The sequence below is a fragment of the Vibrio sp. YT-17 genome (assembly GCF_033337375.1).
GTDB lineage: Bacteria > Pseudomonadota > Gammaproteobacteria > Enterobacterales > Vibrionaceae > Vibrio > Vibrio alginolyticus.
This window is the reverse complement of sequence record NZ_JAWOQP010000010.1, coordinates 83,934-97,487: the sequence shown is the minus strand read 5'-3', so window position 1 is coordinate 97,487 and position 13,554 is coordinate 83,934. Positions and strand designations below refer to the sequence as shown.

Annotated in this window: 13 protein-coding genes; 5 read left to right on the top strand and 8 right to left on the bottom strand. The window is 44.9% G+C overall.

The features are described 5' to 3' along the window. Positions 1-63: 63 nt before the first annotated feature. The 8 genes from btuD to cobT form a co-directional block, all read right to left on the bottom strand. Entirely contained in the window at positions 64-831 is a 768-nt protein-coding gene (gene btuD / locus R7F67_RS11795; protein WP_017820884.1) for a vitamin B12 ABC transporter ATP-binding protein BtuD, read from the bottom strand. Further along, positions 818-1,813: a vitamin B12 ABC transporter permease BtuC gene (btuC, locus tag R7F67_RS11790; protein WP_025766768.1), complete on the bottom strand. Its 996-nt coding sequence runs from the start codon at positions 1,811-1,813 to the stop codon at positions 818-820. Before btuC ends, btuD begins: the two co-directional genes overlap by 14 nt. 82 nt (positions 1,814-1,895) lie before the next feature. Continuing rightward, positions 1,896-2,924 carry a succinylglutamate desuccinylase gene (locus R7F67_RS11785; protein WP_017820882.1) on the bottom strand — a complete coding sequence of 343 codons (1,029 nt, stop codon included), beginning with the start codon at positions 2,922-2,924 and terminating at the stop codon, positions 1,896-1,898. A 274-nt stretch (positions 2,925-3,198) separates the two neighbouring features. Next, entirely contained in the window at positions 3,199-4,995 is a 1,797-nt protein-coding gene (locus R7F67_RS11780; protein ID WP_138939952.1) for a M3 family oligoendopeptidase, read from the bottom strand. A gap of 128 nt (positions 4,996-5,123) precedes the next feature. Then, complete coding sequence (gene cobC, locus R7F67_RS11775; protein WP_138939953.1) at positions 5,124-5,738, bottom strand: alpha-ribazole phosphatase; 615 nt, start codon at positions 5,736-5,738, stop codon at positions 5,124-5,126. Between the two features lie 11 nt (positions 5,739-5,749). Beyond that, a complete protein-coding gene (gene cobU / locus R7F67_RS11770) occupies positions 5,750-6,283 on the bottom strand; it encodes a bifunctional adenosylcobinamide kinase/adenosylcobinamide-phosphate guanylyltransferase (protein WP_005389806.1) in 534 nt (177 codons plus the stop codon). After that, a complete protein-coding gene (locus R7F67_RS11765) occupies positions 6,280-7,086 on the bottom strand; it encodes an adenosylcobinamide-GDP ribazoletransferase (protein WP_053306937.1) in 807 nt (268 codons plus the stop codon). Before R7F67_RS11765 ends, cobU begins: the two co-directional genes overlap by 4 nt. After that, entirely contained in the window at positions 7,086-8,129 is a 1,044-nt protein-coding gene (gene cobT / locus R7F67_RS11760) for a nicotinate-nucleotide--dimethylbenzimidazole phosphoribosyltransferase (protein ID WP_104979038.1), read from the bottom strand. Before cobT ends, R7F67_RS11765 begins: the two co-directional genes overlap by 1 nt. A gap of 248 nt (positions 8,130-8,377) precedes the next feature. Here cobT and R7F67_RS11755 point away from each other — a divergent pair, with 248 nt between their 5' ends. The 5 genes from R7F67_RS11755 (at position 8,378) to R7F67_RS11735 (ending at position 13,329) form a co-directional block, all read left to right on the top strand. Continuing rightward, complete coding sequence (locus tag R7F67_RS11755) at positions 8,378-9,067, top strand: NAD(P)H-binding protein (RefSeq protein WP_053350419.1); 690 nt, start codon at positions 8,378-8,380, stop codon at positions 9,065-9,067. A 200-nt stretch (positions 9,068-9,267) separates the two neighbouring features. After that, positions 9,268-10,641: an L-cystine transporter gene (locus R7F67_RS11750; protein ID WP_005377885.1), complete on the top strand. Its 1,374-nt coding sequence runs from the start codon at positions 9,268-9,270 to the stop codon at positions 10,639-10,641. A 157-nt stretch (positions 10,642-10,798) separates the two neighbouring features. Beyond that, positions 10,799-12,220, top strand: coding sequence for an exodeoxyribonuclease I (sbcB, locus tag R7F67_RS11745; protein WP_017820876.1), 1,422 nt, complete (start codon positions 10,799-10,801; stop codon positions 12,218-12,220). 55 nt (positions 12,221-12,275) lie between these two features. Continuing rightward, on the top strand, positions 12,276-12,650 hold the full coding sequence (locus tag R7F67_RS11740; RefSeq protein ID WP_005377887.1) for a CidA/LrgA family protein: 375 nt from the start codon (positions 12,276-12,278) through the stop codon (positions 12,648-12,650). Position 12,651: 1 nt separating this feature from the next. Continuing rightward, positions 12,652-13,329 (top strand): LrgB family protein, encoded by a 678-nt coding sequence (locus R7F67_RS11735; RefSeq protein WP_171344747.1) that lies wholly within the window; start codon positions 12,652-12,654, stop codon positions 13,327-13,329. Positions 13,330-13,554: the final 225 nt, after the last annotated feature.

The following is a 13,554-nucleotide window of genomic DNA, read 5'->3' as shown; positions in this document are numbered from 1 at the left end:
GTTTGGCTATCTCGATTAAAAAAAAACGACCTCAAGTAGGTCGTTTTTTATTGTCCCTAAACATTAATCAAAGATTAAATAAGGTTGCTCATCTACGATGACCTTTTTGACTTGAGTATTGAACACTTCCCCGAGAGCTTCTTCCGTTAGCACAGTATCGGCACTTCCTGATGAGTGCAGCACACCGTTGTTAAGCAGCAATACTTTATCTGCGTGCTTTAATGTTCGATTGAGATCGTGATTAGCAACCAATACTCCAATTCCCTGCGCCGCCATAGCGTTAATCAATTGATAGAGCAGACCCTCTTGCGCAATATCTAACGGTGCTGCTGGCTCATCCAAAATTAAAAACTGCGAAAAAGGATTAATGGTACGCCACACCTGCAAACATACACCTGCTAATCGGACACGCTGCCACTCACCACCGGATAATGTTTGAATACTGCGATGAAGCTTATCTTGCAGTTGTACCAGCTCCACCACCATATTGACAGCATCACGCACTTTGATATCCGCAATCTCAGCACCACTTGGCAGAGATAAAGCGAGATACTGAAACACATCAACATTAAACGCTGGGCGCGATTGCTGACACAAATAACCTCGAACATGAGCTTGCTCTGACAACGGTAAAGTAAGCAAGTTTTTGTTGCCAACGTACACTTCACCACTCATACCGTCTCGGTGACTTAACGTACCAGAAATCGCAGCCAATAAAGTACTCTTACCGGAACCATTAGGCCCAACGATATGTACGATTTCGCCAGCTTTGCATTCAAAAGAAAGAGGCAATAATCGACTACCAACCGACATATGTTTAACGTGCATCATGACTCTTCACCAGCATCCAGATGAAAATAGGTGCGCCAATCGATGTTGTCATGACACCTAGAGGTAACTCTGCGGAGTCCAATAACAGTCTTGCGCCGATGTCAGCAAATACAAGCAACGCAGCACCAGATATTGCAGAAAGTGGCAATAAATAACGGTTTTCCGTACCAAAAGCCAAACGCAACAAGTGCGGCACCACCAAACCAACAAAACTGATGATGCCACCCAAAGCGACTGAACTACCCACCAAAACAGAAATGGCGAGGATCAGTTTCCAACGCATTTGATGCACGTCGACACCCAATTGGGTCGCATGAATCTCACCCAGCATCAATTTATCAAGCGACTTGCCTTTACAACATAACCAGATAAGCACCGGTAACATCACCAAAGTAACGGTATGTTGATACCAACTTGCACCGCCAATACTGCCCATTAACCAATACATCAGTTGGCGTAAACTGAGATCATCACTAAAGTAAAATGCCCACGTCACAATCGCGCTCGATAAAATACCCAATGCGACCCCAACCAAAAGCAATCGAGCCGTCGTCAGGTGCATTGCCCTTGCTATCGCCACCAAAACAAACGTGAATAACATCGAGCCTGCAATCGCTGCCAACATAAAAACAATCGGGGTAGGAAGAACAGGTGACGCGAACATGATTAAGACCATTGCTAAGCTTGCACCACCAGATATACCAAGCACGCCAGGTTCAGCCAACACGTTCCCAAGCAACACTTGTAACGTCGCGCCAGATACCGCTAACGCAGCACCAATAATTGCCGCAGACACTAACCTCGGTAAACGCAAGTCCACCAATAACTTCTGTTCAAATGCAGATAAGGATTGAAAAGGAGAAAGGAAAATTTCTCCGACCATCAAGTGGATGGCAGAGAGTACAGCGAGCACGATCGACATAACCATCAGGTTACGTTGCCAGCGTCGTTCCTTGTTCAGGATAAGTTGTTGAAAATCCATAGCGGCCGATAAAAACAAACGAGGCTTAACCTTACAGTTAAGCCTCGGTAAATTGCAATTAACTTCTCAAAGCAATGTTGGATTAATCGTAAACCAACTCACCCTCTTCAAAACGGGTTTTCACTTCACAAACCATCAGAGCTGCACGTTGACCTATTGCGACGTGGCGGTTCGGGAAGACAATCGCTTCGTTTTCATTCTTCGCCATTAATGGTTTGTCGCCATCATGACCAAACACTTCGCCGTGAACAAATGAGGTGAAGTTTTCAACATTGTCGTCGAACATAAAGTCAAAGTCTTCGTTCAAACGAACGATTGTGCGACTTACGCGATACTTAATGCATGGTTTTGGTAGGTGTTCTGGCTTCGTTTCCGCAATCAAATTACGTAAAGACAAATCAAACGCGGTCAGTTTATCGAGGTCATTTTCACCGATACGAGCCACACGGCCAAGCTCCATTGTGAGAGCCTGCGCACCAAAGTTCTCGGCACTGTACCAGCTAAACGTGCTCGATGGTGAGTTTGACAGGAGCACTGCTTCAATGTGTGCACTGTCCAAGAAATCGATCAATGCTTTGCTGCGCACAGGATGACGAGTCTTAGGACTTACTGCAAACGTATAGTGCTTCGAGCCTCTAATCGCGCAGTGTAAATCAAGGTGCCAGCGTGTTGTCGGGTCGGTATCCTGATAAAAATCTCGAACAAGCAGCTTAAGTGTATCGGCGATAACAAGCTCTTTTGTCTGTTTGTGTTCTTTTTCGTCAAACAGACGGTTGAGGTTTTCTTCGAGGAATCGCGTGTGCGCCAGAGTGGATTCTGGGTGAGCGATAATGAACAGACAACGGGTATCGACCGTCTGGAACCCAGATTCTATGTCTTGAATAATGGAATCCACCAGCTCCATCGGTGCGGTTTCATCTCCGTGAACCCCACAAGAGATGATGATGTTCTTCGTATCCTGAGTATAATTCGCAGGGATTACTTCTAATACACCACGCTGATAGAGTTTAAGTTTTACACCGCTAGAAAGCACCTGCTCCGCTGGTGCAACATCAATATGAACATCTAACGTGTCAGTTAAAAACGATTGGCGAAAGAGAGACTTCGTCATGCGTTACTCCTTAATAGCACGGCGGATATGTTAATAAATTGTACAAAGGATTTTTGTTGCTGCGATCTCACTTATGAGTAGAAATCACTATTTCCCTCGAAAATCCGATGCCTTTTCGCGCCAGGCACTCAAATCAAGCATTGAGGCGTTTAATTTTCAAACAATTACAAAGTGTTAGGGCTGTGAACTTTACCACAGCCCTGATTAAGATCATTATGATTTGATCAAATTTTTGTAGCTATAAAGCAGATTATGCATCAACACTGCGAAAAACTTAGCCGCGCTGTGCGAGCAAACGCTCAAACTCATCGACTTTTTCACGCACTAGCTCAACACTCTGCTGCCAAAACGTTGGCTGGGTTAAATCCATCGACAGATGCTTTTCGACGACATCTTCCGCCATCATGCAGCCTGTATCGCGCAGCAAATTGATGTAATCGGTGTAAAACGCTTCGCCTTTGGTTTCTCGCTGTGCATAGATACCCTTGCTAAACAAGAAGCCAAATAGGTATGGGTAGTTATAAAAGCTCACGCTATCAATAGAAAAGTGCAGCTTGCTTGCCCAGAAGTACGGATCCGGTTCGCTCATTACGTCGCCATACCATTCTTTCCAAGTTTCTGACATCAACTCACAGAAATCATCTGCGGTTAACTCTCCATCCTGGCGGCGTTCATAAAACGATTTTTCAAACTCGTAGCGAACCGGAATGTTGATCATTAAAGCTAGCGCAGATGACAACTCTTCCCACAACATCTCGAGCTTTTCATCAACGCTCTCAGCTTTCGAAATCAAATGATCACGAACGATGTTTTCTGCAAAGATAGAGGCGGTTTCTGCTAACGTCATTGGGTAGTAAGTTTGGCAAAGTGGCAAATCACGAATAACCCAGTTATGGAACGCATGGCCAAGTTCATGTGCCAGAGTCATAAGGTCTGAACGGCTGCCACTCCAAGTCATAAACACAAGTGGTGTTCGCGTTGCTGGCAGTTTGGTGCAGTATGCGCCAAGACGCTTGTTAGCATTTGGCGCGGCATCAATCCAACCATTTTGTACCATCAAACGGACAAACTCCGACATCTCAGGGTTTACTGTTTCAAATGCTTCACAAATAACATCAATCGCTTCATCAAAGTCGTAAACCTTCGCTTCACCGCTCAAAGCAGGCATAGCCGCCAGATGATTCCAAGGTTTCATCTCATCCAGACCATGTACTTGCGCCATCAATAAACCTGCTTTCTGACCAATAGCTCGACTGTCTTTGGCGACTGTCATCATCGCATTTAAAGTTTCAGCTTGGATTCGGCTACCATGCAAACTCGGCTCTAGGAAGTGAACTTCACGCTTCGTAGAACGCTTTTTGTTTTCAGTTAAGCGCCATCCTGCTAACGCATTCAAAATCGCAGCGAATGATTCTTGGTGCGTTTGCATTGCATCTTGTACGCCTCGCCACGCGGCTTCTTGACGCTCGAATTCAGAACCATAAAGAATGCTTGCCGCTTGAGAAAACCCAAGCTCTTCACTATTACCATCTGTGTACTCAAGCTTCACTTTCAATGAGCCAGTCAGGTTATCGTATAGGTTACCCCAAGCCGATTTGCCATCCACACTCATCGCAGCCAGTAACTGTTCTTCTGCGTTGCTAAGACGAGTATCCGCCAACTTTCTAGAATTCAAGATAGAAAAAGCTTGCCCACTGATATCAGGATTCTCATGGTCTAACACGCGCAAGATAAACTCTTCGTCGGCATGAGTTAATGTCAAATCAAAGGGACTGAACGCTTGGGAAAGCTCCGAAAAGATGCGGGTCATTTTACCAAGTAACGATTTCGCTTCGGCGTTTGTTGCATCAACAGAAGCATAACAACTCGCAAAATTTGCAACTGTGCCCGCTAAACGACTCGCGGCTTCATTGGTTAAAATCGCATTTTGCATGATCTCTACGTTGCCACAATCTGCTGATTGTTTATTCAAAAGATCAATACATTGTTCCACAAGAGCAATATCGTCTTGAATTCGTGGGTCAGAAAGGTCGTTATAAACGATGGACAAATCCCAACTCGGCGTTGTCATTTCTATATTTCCTTTTTATGTAACTGAGTCAATTTTCGCTTCCTGCACCTAGCAGATGGGCTTCCACTGACATCTTCCGTGACTATGCCCGTAAGCAATATCGTTCTGGGCATTTTAATATTTATAAATTAACGAGTTAAAAGAGGTACGCCAATCGAACGCACCGAGGCGTAAATTTGCTCATCTATAGTAATTGTTATATGCGTGACAGAAGCGTTTCCTATCGACAACGTCGAATACCACTTTGGGTTACGCCAATCTAACTCCAATACATGAGCAAGAACCATACGAATGACGCCACCATGCGTGACGATAAGTAGATTGTCATTGATATCGTTGATGATTTGAGACCAAACGCGACATATGCGCTCAGAAAATGTGCTTAAGCTCTCAGCATTCGGCAACGTATGTTGTGCTGGCGATTGCCAAAAAGCATCTAGCTTTTTCCACTGCTCAGTGAGCATATCAAAAGGCATACCATCAAAATCACCAAATGCCATCTCTTGTAAAGACTCATCCGTCATTACTGGTAATAATTGCTGTTCAGCAATGATGTTTGCCAGTTCTTGACAGCGTGAAAGCGGAGAAGAAATTATTCCTCCCACACCTCGTCCACTCTCGGCCCAAGCCCGAGCAATACTCTCTTGATCAGCAGGCGTAACTTTTACATCTGTTTGGCCATGGAGTCCTGGTGGAGCGTCTACTTTTCCATGACGCACAAGATAGATATTGAGTGTTTTCATTTTGTTCCATCCTACTCTTTAAGAACCAACGGCAAACCAGCAGCAACAAAGGTAACGCGATGGCAAACACTGGCTAGTTTTTGATTCATCCGTCCTGCATTATCCACAAAATAACGACTAACCGCCCCCAAAGGTACAATGCCCATTCCAACCTCGTTAGAGACGAATATTAACGTCGCATCTGAGCCACGCACCACCTGTATAAGCTTTTCAATTTCTGCTTCTAGCTTCTCATTGGAACATTCATCACCTAACTCAAATATCCAATTGTTGAGCCACAAGGTTAAACAATCGACCAATACAACATCGGTGGTAGCGAAATTTGTCAGTAACTCAGATAAATGAAGCTGGCATTCATGCTCTTGCCACTCGCCCCCGCGTTGCTTTTGATGATGCGCTATTCGCTCTCGCATTTCTTGGTCAAATGGCAGCGCGGTTGCAACATAGTGTAATGCTCGCTGAGAAGCGACCGATAATTGCTTAGCTGTTTTTTCTGCCAAATGCGACTTCCCAGAGCGCGCGCCACCGAGTATCAATTGCTTCATGAGGAGTGATACAACCCAATCATAGTGAGATAAACAAGCAGTTCCGATAGCTGCTGCGCTGCGCCAAGGCAATCCCCCGTAAAGCCGCCAATTCGCTTGGTTAACCAACGTTTGAACATCAAACGAAATACCACGAGAACAAGCGATATCAAGATCGCATCCGCGAAACCAAGCACAAGCAATGTTACGCCACCAGTAAACAACAAAATGGAGACTTCTAGAGAAGACTGGCGACTTGCTAGCGGTTTACTTTTCGACGTATCACTGTCACTGACATAAGGCATGTCATAAATAAGCGTCGCTGCTAGTGCTCGGCTTGCGGTGTAAGCGACGACAATGACCAACCAAAAGTGCGGCAAGTTAGCCAGTTCACTCCAAAAAACATACTTAGCCAATAACGCCATAATGAGAGTGGCGGCACCATAAGTGCCAATACGACTGTCTTTCATAATAGAGAGGCGTCGCTCTACGGTCATGCCACCGCCAATGCCATCCGCCATATCGGTCAAGCCGTCTTCGTGAAAAGCCCCAGTTAACAATAAGCTAAACACCATCGTTAATACTATGGCAACCGACTCTGGGAAAAAAATTGAGGTGAGCGAGAATACCAAAGCGCAAAGTGCTCCAAGCACGAGACCAACTAACGCAAAGTAACGGCCTGCCTGATTCATGCGTTCTTCACTGTAAGGCAACGCTTGGGGCACGGGTAAGCGGCTAAAAAAACTGGTAGCTAATAGAAATAACTCCCACTGGTATCTTAACGATGACGGCGTGACTTTCTCAGAATTATCAGGGACTGACACTATACTGTAACTCCTGCACTCTCGAAGCTCGCCATTTTGTTGTAAAACTGAGCGGCAGCTTTTAACAAGGGTAAGGCAAGAGCGGCTCCTGTTCCCTCCCCTAGCCGTAAACCAAGGTCGAGCAGAGGTTCTGCTTTAAGATGTTCCAATACAAATTTATGTCCATTTTCTTCAGAGCGATGGGCAAACAACATGTATTCACGCGTTTCTTCATCTAGCAACGTCGCAATATAAGCCGCTACCGATACGATAAACCCATCCACTAAAACTGGAGTTTTAAGCCGCTTGGCTTCTAAAAAAGCGCCCACCATTTGTACGATTTCAAAACCTCCAACCTGTGCAAGAATCGCTTTAGTATCAAGACCTCGACATCGGTTTACCCCCTGTGCTACCAATTTATATTTGCGGCTCAACTGCTGTTGATTGATTCCAGTGCCAACGCCAACACAATAATCAATATCTAATGAGCTCAGCGCCGATAACAGTGCTGAGGCCGAACTGGTATTACCGATGCCCATCTCACCGAACATCAAGAGGTTTGAACCATGCAAAATGGTTTGCTCAGCAATCTTCGCACCATATTCTAAACCTAGCGCCACTTGTTCTGGGGACATCGCGGATTGTTTAGAAAAATTAGCCGTACCGTTACCCAACCGTTGTTCAACCAAGTTGGGATGGGATTTAAATTCTGGAACAAGCACATCAATAGGAGCCAACATGCCGCAATCTATTACTTTGAGTTGAATGCCATTGATGTCGCAAAAACAGTTGATGGCTGCGCCGCCAGCGAGAAAGTTAGCCACCATTTGCTGAGTGACTTCGCTTGGCGCAATGCTCACACCCTCCTCTGCAACGCCGTGATCTCCAGCAAATACCAGCATGCTTGGTTTGCAGATAGCGATGGAATCAACTGGCTGAGGTTTATTCTGACTTTGAATAAGAGCTAACTGCAGTGCCACCTTTTCCAATAAGCCTAAAGAACCGACGGGTTTGGTTTTGTTATCTATGCGTGCTTGTATCTCCGCAGCAAAAGAGTCATCCATTTTTTACGTTCCTTTGATGTTATCTGGGTGAGAGGTGTTCTGTTGTTCAAGAGGTCTTGTTCAGCGACAGTTTTTGCGCGCCCACTATTGTATACACTTGCATCCAATTGGGGCAGCGCTAATCAAGTTTATCTCAGGATAGTCTGCCGAGTTCGCAGAGCGTCTCACCTTTCTTGCACGAGATTATAAGTAACTCGTTGAAATCCGCTACAATAGCTTAGACTATGTTCCCATATAGGAGAAAAGATATGGATAACAACACCTGCGCAATCATCGCCGGTGCAACTGGCTTAGTAGGCTCAAAAGTCATTGCAAACCTCATAAATCAATCAGGTGTTGGAACATTATATTATCTTTCTCGCCGCCCACTCGATGGCGTCCTAGATGTGGACAACAAGCTTATTCCTCTCATTGATGCAGACCTTTCTATCCACCAATGGGATGAGAACCAACCAACACCAACCATCGGCTTTATCTGTTTAGGCACGACCCTTAAGCAAGCAGGCAGTAAGGATAATTTGCGTAGAGTAGATGTTGATCTGGTGTGCAAAGTCGCCCAACAAATGAAAACAATCGGAGTCAAACGCCTTGCGGTTGTTTCTAGCCTCGGTGCAAATAGTAAATCGCCATCCCATTACTTAGCTTGTAAAGGACAAATGGAACAACGAATCGAAGCTATGGATTTTGAGGAAATCGTATTTGTTCGCCCAGGCCCGCTTGTTGGTCAACGTCAAAACCCAAGAATGGACGAGAAGTTAGTACAAACTCTGTTTAAGGTAATTCGCCCACTTATGCTTGGCAAACTGTCCAACTTTTTACCTATTCGAGCAGAAGATGTCGCCAAAGCGATGATTTATCAACTTTTCAGTTATCAAGAAGACTCGGTGGTTTACTTACAAAGGAAAGAAATGCGTGACTTACTGCATCACTACGAATAACCATTTTGTACAATTAACGTGCTAATTCACACTCTCACGCGACTTAGATCTCGTTTTTATATTCATTTTAGATCTAGCTAATACCCGTTTGTCATTTTTAAAGTTATATCACGAGCGTTATCTTACGCTCCATAAATAAATCCGTATAAAACCCCGTATAAAAAACAACCGCCACTTCGGCTGGTTGATAAGGTCAAATTATGAATTTTGCAGTGATAGCCTCTCTAGCCGTCTTTGTTGGAATATTGTTCTTTCTATTTAATCAACAACAAAAGAAACACACTCTTTCACGTCTCGTTTTGATCGGTCTTGTTACCGGTTCTCTTTTTGGGCTTGCTTTGCAACTCATTCACGGTGAAGGCAACAGCGCAATTGCTCAAACACTTGAATGGGTAGGCATTGTAGGCAGTGGCTACGTTGGTCTACTGAAAATGGTCATCATGCCACTGGTGTTAGTATCGATGATCTCTGCAGTTGTTAAATTGGAGAAAGGTGGCTCTTTAGGTAAAATTTCTGGCCTGACCATCTCTGTTCTTCTAGTAACGACTGCAATTGCTGCACTCATCGGTATCTTGGTGACAACCACATTTGGCCTTTCAGCAGAAGGTTTAACTGAAGGCGCGCGTGAAACCGCTCGTATCGCCGTTTTAGAAAGCCGTGCCGGTACAGTAAGTGACCTAACTATTCCTCAAATGCTAGTTAGCTTCATTCCAACCAACCCATTTGCTGATCTAACAGGTGCTCGCTCGACATCAATTATCGCTGTTGTGATTTTCGGCGTGTTAACTGGTATCGCCGCTCGTAAAGTGATGATGGAAAAAGCAGAGTTGGAATCACCGATTCGTACTTTCGTAGAAGCAGCTCAGTCAATCGTTATGCGATTAGTGAAGATGATCATGGCGCTAACGCCATACGGCATCGCAGCACTGATGGCAAAAGTGGTAGCGACATCAAGCGCAGGCGACATCCTAAACCTACTTGGCTTTATTGTGGCGTCTTATGTTGCTATCGCACTGATGTTTGTTGTTCATGGCGTATTAGTCTCTTTTGTCGGCGTTAGCCCTGCGGAATACTTTAAGAAAATCTGGCCTGTACTGACCTTCGCGTTTACATCTCGTAGCTCAGCAGCAACAATTCCACTAAACGTAGAAGCGCAAATCACCAAGCTTAACGTTCCACCAGCGATAGCAAACCTATCAGCATCGTTTGGTGCCACTATCGGCCAAAACGGATGTGCAGGTATCTATCCTGCAATGCTGGCAGTGATGGTAGCTCCGACAATGGGCATCAACCCTCTGGATCTTCACTTTATCCTGTCATTGATTGCGATTATCACCATCAGCTCATTTGGTATTGCAGGTGTCGGCGGCGGTGCGACGTTTGCAGCCTTGATTGTTCTTCCTGCAATGGGCTTGCCTGTCACCATCGCGGCGCTGCTTATCTCTATTGAACCATTGATTGACATGGCACGTACCGCACTAAACGTTTCAGGCTCAATGACTGCGGGTACAATTGCTAGCCGAGTGCTGAAGTCACCAGAAAGTGAAGCAACATTGGAAGAAACACGAGCATAGAACTCAAATTCCTTCCAAAGCGATAAAACGTAAAATATCAAGCCGATGGTTCGCCATCGGCTTTTTTCATTTTCAAAAATTCAACTTGCATCTTTCGTTGCTAGTCAAGGCGTTGAATGGTCTAATACTGTCATCGGTTTTGTAAACGGTAAGCAGAATGCACCAAGATAATCAGCCCACTTTTTTCTTCTTTGATTATGAGACATGGGGAACCAACCCCGCGAAAGATCGCCCAAGCCAGTTTGCTGGTGTTCGTACAGATGAAAACTTTAATATCATCGGCGAGCCTTTAGTCATGTACTGTCAACCACCGGCTGATTATCTTCCGTCTCCTGAAGCTGCGCTTATTACTGGTATTACTCCGCAAAAAACGGTTCAAGAAGGCCTTTCTGAGCCAGAGTTTATCGCTAAGATTCACACTGAACTCGCGAGACCAAATACCACCAGTTTGGGCTACAACAGCATTCGCTTTGATGACGAAGTGACCCGTTATACTTGTTATCGCAACTTCATCGATCCATACGCATGGAGTTGGCAAAACGGTAACTCGCGTTGGGATTTACTCGATGTACTACGCGCGTGCCATGCCCTTCGCCCAGAAGGCGTAGAATGGCCAGAAAACGAAGATGGCTTCACTAGCTTTAAATTAGAACATTTGTCCGTGGCTAACGGCATAGAACATAGTAACGCGCACGATGCCATGGCAGATGTGGTTGCGACTATCGAAATGGCAAAGAAAGTAAAAGCAGCGCAACCAAAATTGTTTGATTACTTTTTTTCTATGCGCCAAAAGCGCAAGCTCAATGATTTAGTCGACATCGTCAACATGACACCGTTGATGCACGTTTCAGGCATGCTAGGGCGCGAATGCCAGTACACTAGCTGGATTGTGCCTGTTGCTTGGCATCCAACCAATAATAACGCCGTTATCACCATCGATTTAGCGAAAGACCCTCAACCTATTCTTGAGCTATCCGCAGAAGAGCTGCACGAAAGACTCTACACGAAGCGCGAAGATCTTGGTGAATTGCTACCAGTGCCAGTTAAACTAGTTCATTTGAACAAATGCCCTATTCTCGCCCCTGCAAAAACGTTAACGGCTGAAAATGCAGAGTCTATTGGCATTGATCGCCAACAATGTCTCGCCAATCTCGCTTTGTTGCGCCAACATCCTGAAATTAGAGAAAAGCTGATTAGCCTCTTTTCAGTCGAGCGCAAATTCGATAAAAGTGATGACGTCGATACACAACTTTACGACGGGTTCTTTTCTCCAGCCGATCGCGCAGCTATGGATATCATTCGCGAAACCGATCCGAATAATCTTGCTGCATTAGACATTGAATTTGATGACAAGCGCATTAAACCTCTATTGTTCCGCTATCGTGCGCGTAACTTCCCAGGCACATTAGACGAGCAAGAACAAAGACGCTGGGCACTACACTGTCGAGAAGTGTTTGAAAGCCAAATTGAAGAGTACATGCTGAATTTAGAAAACTTAGTTCACGAACATGAAAGTGACGAAAAGAAGATTGCGATATTAAAATCCGTGTACCGTTATGTAGAGAGCTTAGCTTCCTAACTCCTCCTAATACAAGCGCACCTTATGGTGTGCTTGTTGTTTATATACTGTCAAAATGATTAAAGAACGATTCTTACAACTGATCCAACTGCTCATTTCAATCTTCCTCATCATGGGAGCACTTGGCATCGGAATTACCATTCAAAAGTTCACTGGCGTTTCCGTTCCAGGAAGTGTCATCGGTATGCTCGTACTGTTTTTCTCCATGACTCTTGGGCTTGTAAAAGTCGACTGGGTCAAACCGGGCGCCACGCTATTTATACGCTATATGATCTTATTGTTCGTTCCTATCAGCGTCGGATTAATGCAGCATTTCGATTTACTACTCGCCAATGCGCTCCCTATCATCGCTAGCGCGGTTGGCGGTTCACTCATTGTATTGGTCAGCCTCGCTTGGCTGCTGGATTACTTGCTACAGGAGAAACACTGATATGTGGTTAGTTGTTACCATTGCGGTTTTTCTTATCGCTCGCCAAATCGCAATCAAAGTGAACAATCCTCTAGCAAACCCTTTGCTGATCAGTATCGCAGTGCTCATTCCTTTGCTTACTTACTTAAATGTGCCATTTGAAAAGTATTATGCGGATAACGAAGGAATTAGCTTTTTGCTTCAACCTGCTGTAGTTGCTCTGGCTTATCCACTATATGAACAACTACCGCAAATTAAAGCAAACTGGCGAATCATCACTTTCGCTTGCACAGTAGGCAGTGTGATGTCGATGATGACAACCACCTTGATCGCAGTCGCTTTCAAAGCGGATATCAGTTTAATCGCGAGTCTAGTGGGTAAATCCGTCACGACACCAATAGCGATGGAAATATCGAGTCACCTTGGTGGTGAAGCCGCCGTTGCAGCGATCTTGGTTCTGATTGTCGGTTTATTGGGCGCAATTTTGGCATACCCAATTTACAATTTGATTGGAATTAAACACCCGATTGCACGTGGTCTGACAATGGGTACAGTCTCTCATGCCTTAGGCACCGCTACTTGTGCAGAGAAACAGCCCATAGATGCCGCGTTCTCATCACTCGCATTGGTTTTATGTGGGATCATAACTTCTATTTTGGCTCCAAGTTTTTTTGCTTTGGCGGTCTGGCTATATCAATAGTTAAGCGCTCTCGGTCTGCCCTCCTTCCGGCAGGCCGTAGCCTTTCCGTTTCTTACTTATCCCTTTTCAAAACCCTATCTTATCTATCAAACTCACCCAGTAATATCGTGAAGGGACTTGACTGAGATATACATTCATAGCATTAGCATTCTAGCTGCTACCACTCGCTCTAGATTACGTAAGTATAAAGTAGCATAGCGGTAAAAGTCGCGTTGGTAACATACT